The organism is Streptomyces sp. NPDC012827 (assembly GCF_042900905.1).
GTDB classification, from domain to species: domain Bacteria; phylum Actinomycetota; class Actinomycetes; order Streptomycetales; family Streptomycetaceae; genus Streptomyces; species Streptomyces gulbargensis.
In genome coordinates this window covers 90045-106833 of the sequence record NZ_JBIBBY010000008.1, presented here as the reverse complement: position 1 = coordinate 106833, position 16789 = coordinate 90045, and the positions used below count along the sequence as shown (strand labels likewise).

General features: G+C 74.9%; 18 protein-coding genes and 1 pseudogene. 9 read left to right on the top strand and 10 right to left on the bottom strand.

Annotated elements, in window-relative coordinates:
* Positions 1 to 121: 121 nt before the first annotated feature.
* From ACFY60_RS19105 to ACFY60_RS19095, 3 genes and pseudogenes are all read right to left on the bottom strand, one after another.
* Positions 122 to 544, bottom strand: a complete 423-nt coding sequence (locus tag ACFY60_RS19105) for a hypothetical protein (protein ID WP_388611914.1) — start codon at positions 542 to 544, stop codon at positions 122 to 124.
* 16 nt (positions 545 to 560) lie between these two features.
* Positions 561 to 986: pseudogene (locus ACFY60_RS19100) on the bottom strand (ABC transporter); the annotation flags it as partial.
* A gap of 9 nt (positions 987 to 995) precedes the next feature.
* Complete coding sequence (locus ACFY60_RS19095) at positions 996 to 2060, bottom strand: MsnO8 family LLM class oxidoreductase (RefSeq protein WP_388611912.1); 1065 nt, start codon at positions 2058 to 2060, stop codon at positions 996 to 998.
* An 83-nt stretch (positions 2061 to 2143) separates the two neighbouring features.
* Here ACFY60_RS19095 and ACFY60_RS19090 point away from each other — a divergent pair, with 83 nt between their 5' ends.
* Positions 2144 to 2632, top strand: coding sequence for a hypothetical protein (locus tag ACFY60_RS19090; RefSeq protein WP_388611910.1), 489 nt, complete (start codon positions 2144 to 2146; stop codon positions 2630 to 2632).
* 123 nt (positions 2633 to 2755) lie between these two features.
* Here ACFY60_RS19090 and ACFY60_RS19085 read toward each other — a convergent pair whose 3' ends face one another.
* A complete protein-coding gene (locus tag ACFY60_RS19085; RefSeq protein WP_388611908.1) occupies positions 2756 to 2971 on the bottom strand; it encodes a dodecin in 216 nt (71 codons plus the stop codon).
* 353 nt (positions 2972 to 3324) lie between these two features.
* Here ACFY60_RS19085 and ACFY60_RS19080 point away from each other — a divergent pair, with 353 nt between their 5' ends.
* The 3 genes from ACFY60_RS19080 (at position 3325) to ACFY60_RS19070 (ending at position 6498) form a co-directional block, all read left to right on the top strand.
* A complete protein-coding gene (locus ACFY60_RS19080) occupies positions 3325 to 4575 on the top strand; it encodes an extracellular solute-binding protein (RefSeq protein ID WP_388611906.1) in 1251 nt (416 codons plus the stop codon).
* A gap of 139 nt (positions 4576 to 4714) precedes the next feature.
* A complete protein-coding gene (locus ACFY60_RS19075; protein ID WP_388611905.1) occupies positions 4715 to 5602 on the top strand; it encodes a GNAT family N-acetyltransferase in 888 nt (295 codons plus the stop codon).
* On the top strand, positions 5599 to 6498 hold the full coding sequence (locus ACFY60_RS19070) for a lysophospholipid acyltransferase family protein (RefSeq protein WP_388611903.1): 900 nt from the start codon (positions 5599 to 5601) through the stop codon (positions 6496 to 6498). Before ACFY60_RS19075 ends, ACFY60_RS19070 begins: the two co-directional genes overlap by 4 nt.
* On the opposite strand, the gene egtD is transcribed toward ACFY60_RS19070, so the two are convergent.
* Genes egtD through egtA form a run of 4 tightly spaced genes read right to left on the bottom strand, consistent with a single transcriptional unit; the run spans position 6393 to position 10757 of the window.
* Complete coding sequence (egtD, locus tag ACFY60_RS19065; protein ID WP_388611901.1) at positions 6393 to 7358, bottom strand: L-histidine N(alpha)-methyltransferase; 966 nt, start codon at positions 7356 to 7358, stop codon at positions 6393 to 6395. The two genes, ACFY60_RS19070 and egtD, sit on opposite strands and share 106 nt — an antisense overlap.
* Entirely contained in the window at positions 7355 to 8107 is a 753-nt protein-coding gene (gene egtC / locus ACFY60_RS19060) for an ergothioneine biosynthesis protein EgtC (RefSeq protein WP_388611899.1), read from the bottom strand. The genes egtD and egtC overlap by 4 nt, the downstream gene beginning before the upstream one ends.
* Positions 8107 to 9501: an ergothioneine biosynthesis protein EgtB gene (gene egtB, locus ACFY60_RS19055; protein WP_388611898.1), complete on the bottom strand. Its 1395-nt coding sequence runs from the start codon at positions 9499 to 9501 to the stop codon at positions 8107 to 8109. Before egtB ends, egtC begins: the two co-directional genes overlap by 1 nt.
* Positions 9498 to 10757 (bottom strand): ergothioneine biosynthesis glutamate--cysteine ligase EgtA, encoded by a 1260-nt coding sequence (egtA, locus tag ACFY60_RS19050; protein WP_388611896.1) that lies wholly within the window; start codon positions 10755 to 10757, stop codon positions 9498 to 9500. The genes egtB and egtA overlap by 4 nt, the downstream gene beginning before the upstream one ends.
* Before the next feature lie 267 nt (positions 10758 to 11024).
* Here egtA and ACFY60_RS19045 point away from each other — a divergent pair, with 267 nt between their 5' ends.
* From ACFY60_RS19045 to ACFY60_RS19030, 4 genes are all read left to right on the top strand, one after another.
* Positions 11025 to 11861 carry a TIGR02452 family protein gene (locus tag ACFY60_RS19045; RefSeq protein ID WP_388611894.1) on the top strand — a complete coding sequence of 279 codons (837 nt, stop codon included), beginning with the start codon at positions 11025 to 11027 and terminating at the stop codon, positions 11859 to 11861.
* 94 nt (positions 11862 to 11955) lie between these two features.
* Entirely contained in the window at positions 11956 to 12126 is a 171-nt protein-coding gene (locus tag ACFY60_RS19040; protein ID WP_388611893.1) for a hypothetical protein, read from the top strand.
* Between the two features lie 184 nt (positions 12127 to 12310).
* Entirely contained in the window at positions 12311 to 12580 is a 270-nt protein-coding gene (locus ACFY60_RS19035) for a hypothetical protein (RefSeq protein WP_309054071.1), read from the top strand.
* A gap of 246 nt (positions 12581 to 12826) precedes the next feature.
* Entirely contained in the window at positions 12827 to 14014 is a 1188-nt protein-coding gene (locus ACFY60_RS19030; RefSeq protein WP_388611891.1) for a thiolase family protein, read from the top strand.
* Positions 14015 to 14113: 99 nt separating this feature from the next.
* Here the strand turns inward: ACFY60_RS19030 and trxA are convergent, their stop codons facing one another.
* On the bottom strand, positions 14114 to 14482 hold the full coding sequence (gene trxA, locus ACFY60_RS19025; RefSeq protein ID WP_309055759.1) for a thioredoxin: 369 nt from the start codon (positions 14480 to 14482) through the stop codon (positions 14114 to 14116).
* A gap of 110 nt (positions 14483 to 14592) precedes the next feature.
* Here trxA and ACFY60_RS19020 point away from each other — a divergent pair, with 110 nt between their 5' ends.
* Entirely contained in the window at positions 14593 to 16059 is a 1467-nt protein-coding gene (locus ACFY60_RS19020) for a dihydrolipoyl dehydrogenase family protein (protein ID WP_388611889.1), read from the top strand.
* Between the two features lie 7 nt (positions 16060 to 16066).
* Here the strand turns inward: ACFY60_RS19020 and ACFY60_RS19015 are convergent, their stop codons facing one another.
* Positions 16067 to 16669, bottom strand: a complete 603-nt coding sequence (locus ACFY60_RS19015; protein WP_388612124.1) for a TetR/AcrR family transcriptional regulator — start codon at positions 16667 to 16669, stop codon at positions 16067 to 16069.
* Positions 16670 to 16789 lie beyond the last annotated feature (120 nt).

Sequence of the window (16789 nt, the reverse complement as noted above, 5' to 3'; positions counted from 1 at the left end):
GCGGCACGCCCGGGCGGCCACGCCCGCCTCGTGCTGTGACCGGGAAGGGAACTCTGCCGCCCACCGGCCCCACCGGCCCCACCGCCGGACCTCCGGGCCGAACCCGTTCGGAAAGGTGCGGTCAGCCGCGTCGGAAGCCGTCGACGGCCAGGTAGATGTTGAGGGCGAAGAGCGAGAGGGCGACGACGAGGAACGCCAGACAGAAGGAGGTCCGGAACACCTTGTGCACCCACGAGTGCGCGGCGAACGGCTCGCCGCCGGCCCTGTCCGGGTGGTAGGCGATCCGTCTGGTCGGGGCGGTGCCCGCGACGGCGGCGGTGCGGGTCGTGCCGTGCAGGTCGGTGAAGGCGTAGTTCCGGTGGCCGCGGTGGACCGCCTCGACGGTGATGCCGTACCGGGGCAGGTACCACTCGTAGAACGGCGTCCTCATCGCGTAGAGACCCAGCAGCGCCAGCACCAGGGTGATGGGGTTGGTGAACAGGAAGAGGAGCGCGCCGGCCGTCGACCCCGTGATCATCATCGCCACGGCCACTCCGACGGTCACGAGGCCGACGCCCCACGTCCGAGTCGAGCCGCTCGGCCCCCGGAGGGTGAGCGCCCGCGCGGGAGAACAGCATCCGCAGCGAGTTCGACAGCGCCGTCACCGTACCGACCGAGGAGCGGGCGTTCGGCGTGGACCTGTGCTGCTCCAGGGAGACCGCCGGCGGAAGACCGGTGATCTCGGCGACCCGGGGAGCCCCCACCTGGTGGATCAGCCGCCGCGCGTAGGGCGCGACCGACTCGAAGTAGCGGCGCTGCGCCTCCGCGTACACCGTTCCGAACGCCAGGGACGACTTGCCGGATCCCGAGACGCCCGTGAAGACGGTGAGCGCGTCGCGCGGAATGTCGACGTCCACCCCCTTGAGATTGTGCTCGCGGGCGCCACGCACCCGGACGTACGGGTCGTGGGCCGGGGCGGGAGCCGGGCCGGAGGTCCTGTCACGCATCCGGTGATTTTATCCGGTGGGACCGCTTTGCCCCGGTCGGGCCGGGGCCACGGGCGCCCGCAGGCCGACCGCGCGCGCCAGCCGCCGGTACGACTCGCTCAGCGCCGCCCGGTCGTACGTGCTCGTGGTGACCAGCACCTCCTGTGCGCCGGTCTCCTTCACGACCCGCTCCAGCTCCTCGGCCACCCGCTCCTCCGTACCGTGCAGATGGCCCCGCAGCCCGTCCACGTAGAAGCCCCGTTGCTTCGGCGTCATCGTCATCGCCTCGATCCGCCCGGCGGGCGCGAGCGGCGGATAGTCCCCGCGGGTGCGGGCGTGCGCCATCGCCCACGCCTCCGGCACGAGCAGCCGCCGCGCCTCCTCCTCGTCCCCGGCCACCGCCACCGTCCCCGCGACCACCACGTACGGCTCGGCCGCCCACGCGGAGGGCCGGAAGGCCGACCGGTACGCCTCCACGGCGGCCAGCAGCTTCGAACGGCCCCGCAAATCCCCGATGACCAGGGGAAGCCCGGCCTCGGCGGCGATGCCGGCTCCCTCGCCCATGGCCAGCACGAACGGCGGGACCCGCAGCCCCTCCGCCGGCCGCGCGTGCACCCCCGGATGGGCCGTCCGGTCCCCGGTGAACCAGCCGAGGAGCTCGGCCAGCTGCTCACCGAACAGCCCGGCCTCCTCCTTGTCGTGTCCGAGCGCCCGCCGCACACCGTCGGTGAACCCCAGCGAGCGCCCCACCCCCATGTCGATCCGCCCGGGGAAGAGGGACTCCAGGACCCCGAACTGCTCGGCCACCACGAACGGCCGGTGGTTGGGCAGCATCACCCCGCCCGTGCCCACCCGCACCGTCGAGGTGGCGGCCGCCACGGCGGCGGCGAGCACCGTGGGCGCCGAACCGGCCACCCCGGGCACGCCGTGGTGCTCCGACACCCAGAAGCGGTGGTAGCCGAGGGCCTCCACCTCCTGGGCCAGCCGGACGGTCTCGCGCAGCGCCCGCCCCGGCTCCTCGCCCTCCCGGACGCGGGAGCGGTCGAGGACCGAGAGACGGACGGCGCCGGGGAAGTCACTCGCGAAGCTGCTCACACCATGCTTCAACGCCGGGAGCGGGCCGGGATTCCCGGGACGGCCGCGCCGTGCGGCGGCACGGCCCGTGGCAGGCTGGGACGGTGACACGCGACCCGCGGCCGCTGGCCGTCTTCGACCTCGACAACACCCTCGCCGCGACCGCCCACCGACAGCACTTCCTGGAGCGGCGGCCCCGCGACTGGGACGCCTTCTTCGCGGCGGCGCCCGACGATCCCCCGCTCGACGAGGGGGTGGACCTCTGCCTCCGTACGGCTCGGGAGTGCGAGATCGTCTACCTCACCGGGCGGCCGGAGCGCTGCCGCCGCGACACCGAGCGGTGGCTCGCCGGCCACGGCCTGCCGGAGGGCGCGATCCACATGCGGCGCAACCGTGACTTCCGGCCCGCCCGGGTGACCAAGGTCGAGCTGCTGCGCGCGTTCGCGGAGGGCAGGGAGGTGCGGATGCTGGTGGACGACGACGACCTGGTCTGCGACGCGGCCGAGGCGGCGGGCTTCACCGTCGTGCGCGCCCGCTGGGCGACGCCGTCCGCGGAGCTGAAGGACGCCCAGGAGCGGGAGGGCAGGACCTGAGGGGGAGTACGCGAGCCGTGTGACGACCCGCGCGGGCCGGGGCGGCGTACGGGCGGAGGGGGGGTCGGCCCGTACGCGACGGTCCCGGCCGCCGTCAGGTCCGGGCGCGGCGGCGTACGCGCGTCACTCGCCCTCCTCCAGGCGGAAGCCGACCTTCAGGCCGACCTGGAAGTGCTCGACCGAGCCGTCGACCAGGTGGCCGCGGATCTGCGTGACCTCGAACCAGTCGAGACCGCGCAGGGTCTGCGAGGCCCGCTCGATCCCGTTGCGGATGGCGTGGTCCAGGCCCTCGGTGGAGGTGCCGACGATCTCGGTGACGCGGTAGGTGTGGTTGGACATGGGGGCCGGGCTCCTCTCGTGCGTTCCCTCCACCGTGCCCCAGGCCGGAGCGGCGCGCGACACGGCGGCTCCGGCCGGGCCGGCCTCCCGCCCACCTGCACGAGCCGGCCGGGGAAGGCCGGGGGGAGCCGTCCGTACGGCTCCGCGCGGACGCGGCCGACGCACCGCCACGTCCCTACCCGTCGGTAAGGATGCGGATCGTCCGGTACGGACCGGTCCAGGACTTGACCACTTCGTTGGTCCAGACCAGAATCCAGGCCACACACCCGCGCGAACGCCCCGTTCGTCCCCCCACGGCGGGTCAGCCCCCATGCCGCACGTCCGCCCGTGCCGGCCCGCAGAAGGTGACCGCCGTGAAGAACCGCCCTCTCGCCTGCCCCCTGGCAGCCCTCACCGCACTCGCCCTCACCGGCTGCGGCATGCTGCCGGGCGGTGGGAGCCGGACCAGGACGGTCGACCTCTGGCTCATGCGGGACAGCGTGAGCGAGCAGTTCCTGACGAAGTTCACCGAGACGTACGAGGCCGAGCACGAGGGCGTCGACATCCGGGTCACCGTCCAGGACTGGACCGGCATCGGCAAGAAGGTCACCGAGGCCATCGAGGGGCCCGGCGGGCCGGACGTCATCGAGGTCGGCAACACCCAGGTCGCCCGGTACGCGGACACCGGCCACCTCTTCGACCTGACACTGGAGTCGATCCGCGACCTCGGCCGGGAGGACTGGCTGCCCGGCCTCGCCGAGCCCGGCAGCATCGACGGCTCCCAGTACGGCATCCCCTGGTACGCGGCCAACCGCATCGTCATCTACCACAAGGGACTGTTCGAGAAGGCCGGCATCGACGGGCCGCCCGCCACCCGCGCCGAGTGGCTCGCCGACACCCGCAAGCTCAACCGAGACGGCGTCCAGGGCATCTACCTCGCCGGACAGGACTGGTACACCCTCGCCGGCTTCGTCTGGGACGAGGGTGGCGAACTGGCCGTCGACAAGGGCGGGATGTGGACCGGCGCCCTCGACAGCCCGGCGGCCCGGCGCGGCATGGCCGTCTACAAGGAGCTCCAGTCCCTCGGGCACGGCCCCAAGGACGCGGACGAGCAGAACCCGCCGCAGACCGGTGTCTTCGCCCGGGGAGACGTCGCCCAGATCATCGCGACGCCCAACAACGTGCCCGCGATCCTCAAGGCCAACCCGGCCCTGGAGAGCGAGCTCGGCTACTTCCCGATCCCCGGCGAGGAGCCCGGCAAGCCCTGCGCGGTCTTCACCGGCGGCTCCGACCTCGTCATCCCGGACAACGCGCCCGACAAGGGGCCGGCCCTGGAGGTCGTCAAGGCCCTCGCGGGCGAACGCTGGCAGACCGAACTCGCCCGCGCCATGGGCTACGTGCCCAACAAGAAGTCCCTGGCCGGGGCCGTCTCCGGCCAGGAGGCGACCGCCGTGATGGCGCGCGCGGCGGCCCGGGGCCGCGCCACCCCCAACTCGCCCCAGTGGGCCGACGTGGAGGCCGACAACCCCATCAAGCCGTACATGACGGCCGTCCTGCGGGGCGAGGACCCGGTGGAGGCCGCGCGCGAGGCGTCCCGGGCCATCACGGAGACGCTCGCCGAATAGCATTCAGCGTTCGCACATCCGCGATCCTCCGGACGGTCATGTCGAATCCAGCCGGCCACGGAAGAAGTGGGAGTGCGGGACCGGCGCCGCTCGCGGCCCCGTACCCCGCTTCCGTATCCGCACGCCGGAGGAGCCCGACATGCCCGTCCCGCCGTCAGCGCCTGCCGCCCCCACCCGGACGGCCCCCCTTCCCGCCGTCCCGGCCCAGCCGCTCGCCGTTCCCGCCGTTCCCGTGCCGCCCGGGGCTCCGTTCCCCGGGCAGGCCGGGGCCGCCGGGGACCGGGCGGCGGAGCCGGCGCCCCGGTACGTCGTCGGACTCGCCACCCGGCAGGAGGACGTCCGCGCCGCCCAGCGGCTGCGGCACCTCGTCTTCGCCGGGGAGATGGGCGCCCGCCTCGACGGACCCGAACCGGGCCTCGACACCGACGCCTTCGACGCCTACTGCGACCACCTGCTCGTGCGGGTCGAGGACACCGGAGAGGTCGTCGGCACCTACCGGATCCTGCCGCCCGAGCGGGCCGCCGTGGCCGGACGCCTCTACTCGGAGACCGAGTTCGACCTCGGCAGGCTCGCGCCCGTCCGCCCCGACCTCGTGGAGGTCGGGCGCTCCTGCGTCCACCCCGCCCACCGCAACGGCGCCGTCATCGCCCTCATCTGGGCCGGCCTCGCCCGCTATATGACCCGCACCGGCCACAACTGGCTGGCCGGCTGCTGCTCGATCCCGCTCGCCGACGGCGGCGCGCTCGCCGCCGCCACCTGGGACACCGTGAAGGAGAAGCACCTCGCCCCGGAGGAGTACTGGGTCACCCCGCGCAAACTGTGGAGCCCCGAGGGCGTCGCCCGGCCCGAGGGCCGCACCGAACTGCCCCCGCTGCTGCGCGGCTACCTCCGGCTCGGCGCGTGGGTCTGCGGCGCCCCCGCCCACGACCCGGACTTCGGCGTCGCCGACCTCTACGTCCTGCTGTCGCTGCGCAGGACCGACCCGCGCTACCTCCGCCACTTCCTCTCGCTCGCCCCGGCCCGGTGAGCGGGTCCCCGGCCCCCTCGCCGTGGCTCCCCACGGCGCCCTGCACCCCTGGTGACCGCTGCGCCGCCCACCCCTCGGACGGTACGGAGCCGGAGGGCCGCGTCCCCGTGGCGCGGGCCGTGCTCCGGCTCGCCGCGGGGATCGGCACCGTCCTGTCCGGCATCCTGCTCGCACCGGCGGCGGCCCCGCTCCCGGCGGACGCCCGGCACGCCCTCGTACGCCTCTGGGTCCGCGCGGTGCTCCGCGCCTTCGGCGTCCTGGTCCGTTTCCCCGAGGCGCCCGCCCGGGACGCCGGGCCGCTCCTCGTCGTCGCCAACCACGTCTCGTGGCTCGACGTCCCGCTCGTGGCCGCCGTCCTGCCGGGCCGCATGGTGGCCAAGCGGGAAGTCCGCGGCTGGCCCGTGCTCGGCACGCTGGCCGCGCTCGGCGGCACCCTCTTCATCGACCGGAACCGGCTGCGGAGCCTGCCCGGCACCGTACGGGCGATGACCGGCGTCCTCGCCGGCGGCGGACGGGTGGTCGTCTTCCCGGAGGGCTCGACCTGGTGCGGCCGGGCGGCGGGACGGTTCCGCCCCGCCGCGTTCCAGGCCGCCCTGGACGCCGGGACCGACGTCCAGCCCGTACGGCTCGACTACCGGCCCACGCACGCGGCGGCGTACGTCGGGGACGACCCGCTGGGCGCCTCGCTCTGGCGGATCGTGTCCACCCGCCGGCTCACCGCCGACGTCCGCCTCCTCGACCCCCTGCCCGGCGGACGGTACCGCGACCGCCGGGCCCTGGCCGCCGCCGCTCAGCGCGCCGTGGCCAGCGACAGCGCGAACCTGCCCTGCTCGTCCGTCCACCAGCGGGCCAGTTCGAGTCCGGCCGCGGCCAGTTCGTCCCTCACCCCCTCCTGACGGAACTTCGCGGACACCTCCGTCCGCACCTCCTCGCCCTCCTCGAACGGCACGACCAGGTCCAGGTCCCGGATCTTCACGGCCAGCGCGTGCCGGGCGCGCAGCCGCATCTCGATCCACTCCCGCTCCGGGTTCCACACCGCCACGTGCGCGAAGTCGGCGGGATCCGCGTCCCCGCCCAGCTCACGGTCGATGACCGCCAGCACGTTCTTGTTGAACGCCGCCGTCACCCCGGCCGCGTCGTCGTACGCGGCCACCAGCGTCGCCCCGTCCTTCACCAGATCCGTGCCGAGCAGCAGCGCGTCACCGGGCGACAGCATCGCCCGGACCGAGCGGAGGAAGGTCCGCCGCTCGGCGGGGAGCAGATTGCCGATCGTGCCGCCGAGGAACGCCACGAGCCGCGGCCCCTCGGTGCCCGGCAGGGCGAGACCCCGGGTGAAGTCCGCGACCAGCGCGTGCACCCGGAGGCCGGGACGCTCGGCCAGGAGCGCCTCGGCCGCTCCGGTCAGCGCCGACTCGCTCACGTCCACCGGCACGTACGTGTCGAGCCCGGGCAGCAGCGCGTCGATGAGGAAGCGGGTCTTCTCCGAGGAGCCCGAACCGAGCTCCACCAGGGTCCGCGCCCCCGTCGCGGCGGCGATCTCCGGCGCCCGGGCGGCGAGGATCTCCCGCTCCGCCCGCGTCGGGTAGTACTCCGGAAGCCGGGTGATCTCCTCGAACAGCTCGCTGCCCCGGGCGTCGTAGAACCACTTGGGCGGCAGCTCCTTCGGTGTGCGGGTCAGCCCGTGCAGGACGTCCGCGCGGAGATCGGCGCTCGCGGCGTCGGGGGCGAGGGTACGGGTCAGCTGGAACGGGCTCACGCGGAAGGCTCCTTGAGCGGGGTGAGGACGACGTCGGTACGGGTCGCGGTGACGAGGGTGTGGTCGGGCACCTCGCGCCACCGCGGGTCGTCGTCGTACGGTTCGGAGGCCACGGCCACCCGGCCGGGGCCCGTCAGATACCAGAGGCTGTTGTGCCAGGCCGTCGCCGCGATCGCGGAACCGTCGGTCAGGAGCAGGTTCAGCCGGGCGTCGGGCGCCGCCCCGGCCACCTCGCGCACGGTGTCGGCCAGGGCGTCCCCCGGCGCGTCCCCGGCCCGCAGCCGGTGCAGCACCAGTGCCCACAGCAGTGCCGAGTCGGTCCGCGCCTCCAGGGCGAGCAGCTCCCCGGCCGGCAGTGCCGCCGCGAGCCCGGTCAGCGCCCCCGGCCAGCCCGGCACGGCACCGTTGTGGCTGAACAGCCACGGGCCCGAGGCGAACGGCGCCGCCGCCGCCTCCCCGTCCGCGCCCGGCAGCGTGGCCCCCCGCACGGCACCGAGCAGCGCCCCGCTCCGAACCACCCGGCCCAGGTCCGCGAAGGACAGGTCGCCCCAGATGGGCCCGGTCCGCCGGTACCGGGCGGGGACCGGGTCCCCGCCCGCGTACCAGCCCACGCCGAACCCGTCCGCGTTCACCACGCCGCTGCTCTGCGTCCGCGGCGCCCACGCCTGCCGCAGCAGACCGTGCTCCGGAAGCAGCAGCAGCTCGCCCAGCGCCACCGGCGGCCCCACGTAGGCGAGATGACGGCACATCAGTCCAGCTCCGCGGAGCGCGCGGTACGGAAACCGGAGAAGATCTGGCGCCTCACCGGCAGGTCCCAGTTGCGGAAGGTGCCCCGGCACGCCACCGGGTCCACCGCGAACGAGCCGCCCCTCAGCACCTTGTGGCCGGGGCCGAAGAAGACCTCCGAGTACTCCTTGTACGGGAAGGCGCGAAAGCCCGGGTACGGCAGGAAGTCGCTGGCCGTCCACTCCCACACGTCACCGATGAGCTGGCGCACGCCCAGGGCGGAGGCGCCCTCCGGGTAGCTTCCGGCGGGAGCCGGCCGCAGGTGCCGCTGCCCCAGGTTCGCGTGCCGCGGCCCCGGGTCCGAGTCGCCCCACGGGTAGCGGCGCGAACGCCCGGACACCGGGTCGTGCCGGGCGGCCTTCTCCCACTCCGCCTCGGTCGGCAGCCTTCGGCCCGCCCAGCGCGCGTACGCGTCCGCCTCGTACCAGCTCACGTGCAGCACCGGCTCCTCCTCGGGCACCGGCTCCGTCATTCCGAACCGGCGGCGCAGCCACTGCCCGCCCTCCCGGTGCCAGAACAGCGGCGCCCCGATCCCGTGTTTCCGGATCTGCTCCCAGCCCTCCGGATGCCACCAGCGCGGGTCCGTGTACCCGCCGTCGGCGATGAAGGCCTGATAGGCGCCGTTGGTGACGGGCACGGTGTCGATGTGGAAGGCCGGCACGACCCGGTGGTGCGCCGGACGCTCGTTGTCCAGTGCCCACGGCTCGTCCGAGGTGCCCATGGTGAACGGCCCGCCGGGCACGAGCACTTCGGCGGGGAGCGCCCCCGTCCGGCTGTCCGGCGGCTCGGGAGCCGTCAGCGCGGCCGGCCCCTTGCGCAGCTGATGGGTGATCAGCATGGTCTCGTCGTGCTGCTGTTCGTGCTGCGCGACCATGCCGAAGGCGAACCCGTCCGCCAGGAGGGGCGGCCCTTCCAGCGCGGTCGACCCCAGGACGTCCAGCACTCGCGTCCGTACGTCGGCGGCGTAGGCGCGGGCTTCGCGCGGCGCCAGCAGGGGCAGCGACGGCCGGGTCGCCCGCGGATGCTCGAAGGCGTCGTACAGCGAGTCGATCTCCGGCCGCAGCGCCTCCCGTCCGGCGACCGCCCGCCACAGCCACTGCTCCTCCTGGTTGCCGATGTGCGCCAGGTCCCACACGAGCGGCGACATCAAGGGGGAGTGCTGGGCGGTGAGTTCGCCGTCCTCCACGCAGGAGGTCAGCAGCGCGGTCCGCTCCCGCGCCGCCGTGAGCGCGTCCACGGCCCGCCGCCGCAGCTCCTCGGGACCGGCGCCCGCCGCCGCGAGCGGGGCTCCGCCGCCGCGACCGGGCCCTGTCTCCGCATCGGCCCCGGTATCGGTGTCGGTGTCGATCTCGGTCATGACGTCACCACCTGGAGTTCGTCGGCCGGGCAGCTCCCCGGGATCACATACCGTTCGTGGAAGGCGGCCACCGCACGGCACACCTCCTCGCTCGCCCCGATCCGGGGCAGCGCCTCGCGCGCCGCGGTGAAGACCGCCAGGGCGGCGCCGTGCAGCCCGGGATCGGCCAGCCCGTCGCGGGCCGCCGCCTCCCAGAGCGGATTGCGCGGCGCGGGAGCGGCGCCGGCCCGCCACGCCAGCGGTCGTACCGCCTCGTACACGGCCTGCGCCGCCCGGTCGTCCTCGAACACCGCCGTCGTGACGGCCACCGGCACCATCCAGCCGTCCCGCCCCGGTTGCGCGTCGATCATCCGCAGCTCCAGATGACCGCGCGGCCGCACCGGCGGGAAGAGGGTCGTCAAGTGGTAGCGCAGGTCGTCGGTGACGGGGGGCCGGGGGAGCCCGGTGCGCAGCCAGGTACGGAAGGTCAGTTCCTCCGGCACGGCCCACGGCCCGTCCTCGGTCCGCACGCACAGCACGGGGGTGTCCAGGACGTGCGCGGCCCACGCGGCGCGCGGTTCGCCGTCCACCGGCGGGGCGAGCGCCCGCCGCGGGTCGAGGTCGGCCCACAGGGCCTGCCGGATGGAGCGCCAGCCGGTCGTGCGCCCGCCGTGCCGGGGCGAGTTGGCGAAGACGCCGACGAGCACCGCGCCCAGCAGGTGCGCCAGCTCCCAGCGCCGCCGGTAGCCCAGCGGCCCCGGCCGGTCGAGACCGGCGTCCAGGCAGACCTGCACGGACGCCGAGTCGCGCATCATGGCCCGGCCGGCGGGCCCGGTGCGGTCGAGGGCGGCCTCCATCGCGTCGTACCGCGGCTCGTGCAGGACGCGGTCCCGCTGCGCGTGCCAGGGGTCCACGCCGTAGCCGCTCAGCCCGAGGCCGAACGGGTCGAGCGCCGCCCGCACCGCGCGCAGATCGGCGGCGAGCGAGTCGAGGCACTCCATGAGGGATCCGGCCGGGCGCGAGCTGAGCTCCAGCTGCCCGCCGGGTTCGAAGGTGAGGGCCGACACCAGGGGTACGGCCCGTACGGAGTCGAGCGCCGCGGTGAGCCGGTCCGCGCGCACCGGGCGGCGGGGGTCGCGCAGATCGTGGACCAGCCATTCCAGCTCCGCTCCCACCGTCCGGGGCGGGCCGGTCTTGAAACAGATGCCCCGCAGCAGGGCCTCCGCCTCCTCCTCGGTCAGGGGCGGGCCGCCCCGTGCCGTGGCGTTCGACGACATCCGTGCACCTCCTCGTGTCCTCGCCGGAACCGTCCCGGGAGTCGCTGCTTCCACCTAAAGCCACCGCCCGGCCGCGTGCAAGGGCGCCCCCACGGGCCCGGCGCGCCCCTCGTGCCTCAGGTCGGCCGAAATCCCACGCTCCGTCCCACGGTCGCCGCGGGCGGCCCGGGGCACGCCCCGGCCGGCGACGGCGCTCCGCGGACCGCCGCCCGCCGCCCGGCGGAAAACCCTTTGTCCCGGACCCGCGGAAACGATCATCCTGGGCAGATGAGTGCACGACTGCGCGAGATCGCACGCCGGACCGAGGAGATCGTCGCCGCAGGGGAGTACCGGACCCCCGACGGCCGGACCGTCTCCCTCGCCGAGGACCTCGCCGCCGCCCTGGCCGGAACCCGGCTCCACGGCCCCGAACCCGTCCCCGTCACCCCCGACACCGACCGCCGGACGACCCTCGAGGTCACCGCCGAGAGCAGCCTGGCCGCCGCCCGGCGGATGCTCACCGCCGACCCCGCCCGTCCCGTCGCCGTCCTGAACTTCGCCTCCGCCCGCAACCCCGGCGGCGGCTACCTCAACGGCGCCCAGGCCCAGGAGGAGGCGCTCTGCCGCTCCTCCGCCCTGTACGTCACCCTGCTGCGGGCCCCCGCCTACTACGACCACCACCGGACCGAGCGCGACGCCTTCTACACCGACCGCGTCATCCACTCGCCCCGCGTCCCGGTCTTCCGCGACGACCGGGGAGCGCTGCTCCCGGAACCCTTCACCGCCGGCTTCCTCACCTCGCCCGCCCCCAACGCGGGAGTCGTGCTCCGGCGGACCCCGGAGCTGGCCGACCGCATCCCGGCGGCCCTGGCCTCCCGCGCCGAGCGGGTGCTCGAGACGGCGGCCGCCGCCGGCTACCGCAGGCTCGTGCTCGGCGCCTGGGGCTGCGGGGTCTTCCGCAACGACCCGGCCGAGGTCGCCGGCGCCTTCAAGGCCCTGCTCACCGGCGGGGGCCGCTTCGCCGGACACTTCGACGAGGTCGTCTTCGGCATCCTCGACCGTGCCACCGGCACCCCGACGCTCGCCGCCTTCCAGCGGGTCCTCGGTACGGTCCCGGCCCGCTGAAGCCCCGGCCCCCGGCGGACGTGCGGCGTCCCTGGGCCCGTGCCACGCTGAGGGGACGGACACCCCGTCCGACCCCGTCACGGGAGGCAGCACCGTGGGCAAGAAACAGACCCGGGTGAACAAGGGCGCCCGCACCGGCGGCCACGAACACCGCACGGCGGCGGCCGAGAAGGAACGGTCCCGGACCACCCCCACGCGAGAGGCCCCGAGGCCGTCCATCGACCAGCCCGCCCACCGCAAGGAACCGAAGTTCGGCCACAACTGAGACCGGGGAAGCGTGCGGGAACACGGGCCCGGGGGCGTCGGCGTGTGCCGTCGGCGCCCCCGGGCCCGGCCGCTTTCCCCCGGCCGGTACGGCGGCGCCGGCCCCGCCCAGGACGAGGGGTCCCGCGCCCCCGCGGTCCCCGCTCGCCTCGCGGGCCGTCCGGCCGAGCGCTTAGCGTCGAGACATGAGCACTGTCGTGAAGCGTTTCGAGATCCTGCTGGTGCCGGAGCACGTCGTGGACCGAGGACGGGCGTCGGTCGCGGACAGCGCCGTCCGCTCGGCGGTCGTGGAGGCGACCGGGCGGCAGGGCGCGTCGGGCTACCCGATGTACGAGGGGCACGGCATGGTCGCCGACATCGACCCCGGGACGGGGACCGTCGAGGCCCTGCTCGTCGACGGCCGGGAACTCGACTACGGCCTGACGGCACTGGCCCGCCCCGCGGACCCGGCCTGACGGCACTGGCCCGCCCCGCGGACCCGGCCTGACGGCACCGGCCCGCCCCACGGACCCCGGCGCGCCGCGCCCCTTCGGAACCGGTTCCGCCACCGCCCCCGCGGGCCCGGCGGCCCGTTGACAGCGCGGTCCGCCGGGCAGAGACTCTGCGCGCACGGAATCGCGAAAATTCGTTCACCAGGCGAACAGCGCGCGGACCGCGCCGAGTCGTTCCGAAGAGCACGCAGGCCACGTGGGAGAGAACCGATGAGCATCCGCGACGTCTACATCGTCGACGCCGTCCGTACCCCGATCGGGAAGTTCGGGGGCGCGCTCGCCCCGGTGCGCCCCGACGACCTCGCCGCGCACGTGGTCAAGGCCCTCGTCGACCGCTCGCCCGCCCTAGACCCGGAGCGGATCGACGACGTGTACTTCGGCGACGCCAACGGCGCCGGTGAGGACAACCGGGACGTGGCCCGCATGGCCGTCCTCCTCGCCGGGCTCCCCGTCACCGTCCCCGGCGTCACCGTCAACCGCCTCTGCGGCTCCGGCCTCGAGGCCGTCATCCAGGCGGCCCGCGCCATCGCGCTGGGCGACGCCTCCGTCGCCGTCGCCGGCGGCGTGGAGTCCATGTCCCGCGCCCCGTGGGTCCTCCAGAAGCCCGAGCGCGCCTTCCCCGCCGGGCATCAGCAGCTGTACTCCACCACGCTCGGCTGGCGCATGACCAACCCGCGGATGCCCGCCGACTGGACGGTGTCGCTCGGGGAGGGCGCCGAACTCGTCGCCGACAAGCACGCCCTCACCCGCGAGCAGCAGGACGCCTTCGCGCTGGCCAGCCACCGGAAGGCGGCCGAGGCCTGGGCCAAGGGCCTGTACGACGGGGAGGTCGTGCCGTACGAGGGCGTGGACCTGGTCCGGGACGAGTGCATCCGCGACTCCACCTCCCTGGAGGCGCTCGCCAAGCTGAAGCCCGCCTTCCGCCCCGAGGGCGGCACCGTCACGGCGGGCAACGCCTCCCCCCTCAACGACGGCGCGGCGGCGCTGCTCCTCGTCGACGAGGAAGGGCTGCGCGCCACCGGACGCGAGCCGCTCGCCCGCGTGCGGGCGTCCGCCGTCACCGGCATCGAGCCGCAGCTGTTCGGCCTCGGACCGGTGGAGGCGGTCCGGCGCGCCCTGGAGAAGGCGGGGCGTTCCTTCGCGGACCTGACGACCTTCGAGCTCAACGAGGCGTTCGCCGCCCAGTCCCTCGGCTGCCTCGCCGAGTGGCCGGAACTCGATCCGGAGATCGTCAACCCGCGCGGCGGAGCCATCGCCCTCGGGCACCCGCTCGGCGCCTCGGGGGCCCGGCTCGCCGGCTCCGTCGCCCATCAGCTGGCCGCGGCCGGCTCCGGAACGGGCCTCGCCGCACTGTGCATCGGGGTGGGCCAGGGCCTCGCCCTCGTCCTGGAGCGCTGAGCCGGCCCTCCTACCCCCGCTCCGTACCCCTCACGTCCGCCGGTTCCGCACCCGTACCCGTGGGTGACGGAACCGGGCGGTACGAAGCGGGCGTTCAGCTCACTGCTTCTGCTGCTGCGCCGCGATGGACTTGCGCACCTCGTCCATGTCCAGGTTCCGCGCCTGACCGATGACGTCCTCCAGGGCGGCCTCGGGAAGCGCCCCGGGCTGGGCGAAGACGGCGACCTTGTCCCGCACGATCATCAGCGTCGGAATGGAACGGATCTCGAACGCGGCGGCCAGCTCCTGCTGCGCCTCGGTGTCCACCTTCGCGAAGACCAGGTCCTGGTGACGCTCGGAGGCGGCCTCGAAGACGGGGCCGAACTGACGGCACGGACCGCACCACGAAGCCCAGAAGTCGATGAGGACGAAGTCGTTCTCGGTGACGACCTCGTCGAAGTTGTCCTTGGTGAGCTCTACGGTGCTCATGCTTCCTGCCTCTCGGTCTCCGGTGGTGTCCTCACGGTCCCCTGGGGACACGCCCCGCACAACGGCGTATCCGGTCGCGCTATTCCGGCGGCCTCCACCAGACTGGGGCCATGACACGAACGGTGACGGAAACCCCCGGTGACGGACAGCGGTACGAGCACACCTACGACGTGGTGGTCATCGGCGCGGGCCCGGTCGGCGAGAACGTCGTCGACCGGGTGCGGGCCGCGGGCCTGAGCGCGGCGATCGTCGAGAGCGAACTGATCGGCGGCGAATGCTCGTACTGGGCGTGCATGCCCAGCAAGGCGCTGCTCCGCCCGGCCCTCGCCCGCTCCGACGCCCGTAAGGTCCCCGGCCTGCGGGGGCTCGTCGAAGGGCCGCTCGACGCGCGCGAGGTCCTGGCGCACCGGGACGCCACCGTCGGCCACTGGAAGGACGGCGGTCAGGTGGACTGGCTCGACTCGATCGGCGTCGGCGTCCACCGGGGCCACGGGCGGCTCGACGGCCCCCGCCGGGTCACCGTCACCCGCCCCGACGGCGGGCGTGAAATCCTCACCGCCCGCCACGCCGTCGCCGTCTGCACCGGCAGCCGTGCCCTCCTGCCCGAACTGCCGGGCCTGGCGGACGCCCGCCCCTGGACCAGCCGGGAGGCCACCGGCGCGGACCGGGTGCCCGGCCGGCTGATCGTGGTCGGCGGCGGCGTGGTCGGCGTGGAGATGGCCACCGCCTGGCAGGCCCTCGGATCGCGCGTGACGATGCTGGTACGGGGCGGGGGACTGCTGCCGCGCATGGAGCCGTTCGTCGGGGAACACGTCGCCGAGGCCCTGGCGGCGCGCGGCGCCGAAATCCGTACCGGTGCCTCGGTCTCCGCGGTGGAACGCGACGGGGACTCCGGACCCGTGACCGTGGTCCTGGAGGACGGCACGCGGATCGAGGGCGACGAGGTGCTGTTCGCCACCGGCCGGGCCCCGCGCACCGACGACCTCGGCCTGGAGACCGTCGGCCTCGAACCGGGCTCCTGGCTCGACGTCGACGACAGCCTGAAGGTGTCCGGGAGCGACTGGCTCTACGCCGTCGGCGACGTCAACCGGCGCGCCCTCCTCACCCACCAGGGGAAGTACCAGGCCCGGATCGCGGGCGCGGCCATCTCCGCCCGCGCGAGCGGAAGCACCGACCTCGACACGGGCCGCTGGGGCGCCCACGCCGCCACCGCCGACCACGCGGCCGTGCCCCAGGTGGTGTTCTCGGACCCGGAGGCGGCGGCCGTGGGGCTCACCCACGCGGAGGCGGAACGGGCCGGGCACCGCGTCCGGGCCGTGGACCTCGACATGACGCAGGTCGCCGGCGCCGGCCTGTACGCGGACGGCTACCGGGGCCACGCCCGCATGGTCGTCGACCTCGAACGCGAGATCGTGCTCGGCGCCACCTTCGTGGGGCCCGGCATCGGCGAGCTCCTCCACTCGGCCACCGTCGCCGTGACGGCGGAGGTCCCCGTCGCCCGTCTCTGGCACGCCGTCCCGTCCTACCCGACGCTCAGCGAGGCCTGGCTGCGGCTCCTGGAGGCGTACCGGGGCTGATGCCCCGTCACTCACCGTGCGCCGGGGCGGCCTTGACGTCGTCCGCCCCGGCGGGGCAGGGCGGCACCAGGGCGCGTGCCGCCGCGCGGGCCGCCTCCAGGGCCGGGCGCGGGTCCCGCCCGGACTCCTGGCCGATCACCACGCGGGTGCTCAACCCGTCGAGCAGCGCCAGGAGTTCGGAGGCGCGGGCCGGAACGTCCAGTGGGGCGAAGCGTTTCCGGGCGACGCCGGCCGCGAGCAGTGACTCCAGGTCCTGCCGCCAGCCCTCGTCCAACTCGTCCTGCGCCGCGCGCAGCGAGGCGTTGCCCGCCGTGCGGGCCCACAGCTCGATCCACAGGGTCCAGCGCGGGTCGCGCGGCCCGCGCGGCAGGTAGAGCCGCAGGAAGAGGTCGAGCTTGCGCTCGTCGGTGATCCGCCGGGCCAGCAGGGCCCGCCGTTCCCCGGCGAGGAGCGCCTCGCTCCAGCGCAGCGCGGCCAGCAGCAGCAGGTCCTTGCTGCCGAAGTGGTACAGGATGTGCCCGCCGCTGGTGCCGAGCCGTTCGGCGAGGGCCGACATGGTGAGCGAGGCGAGGCCGTCCTCGGCGATCGCCGCCATGGCCTCCTCCAGCATCCGCTCCCGCGTCACGCTCCCGTCGCGCCGCCGCCCGGCCCGCGCCCCGGCCCCCGGTGCCGCGGTCCGCTCCGCCGCCGTCCCGGCGGGAGGCGCGGCCGCCGCCTTTCCCCCTGCCTT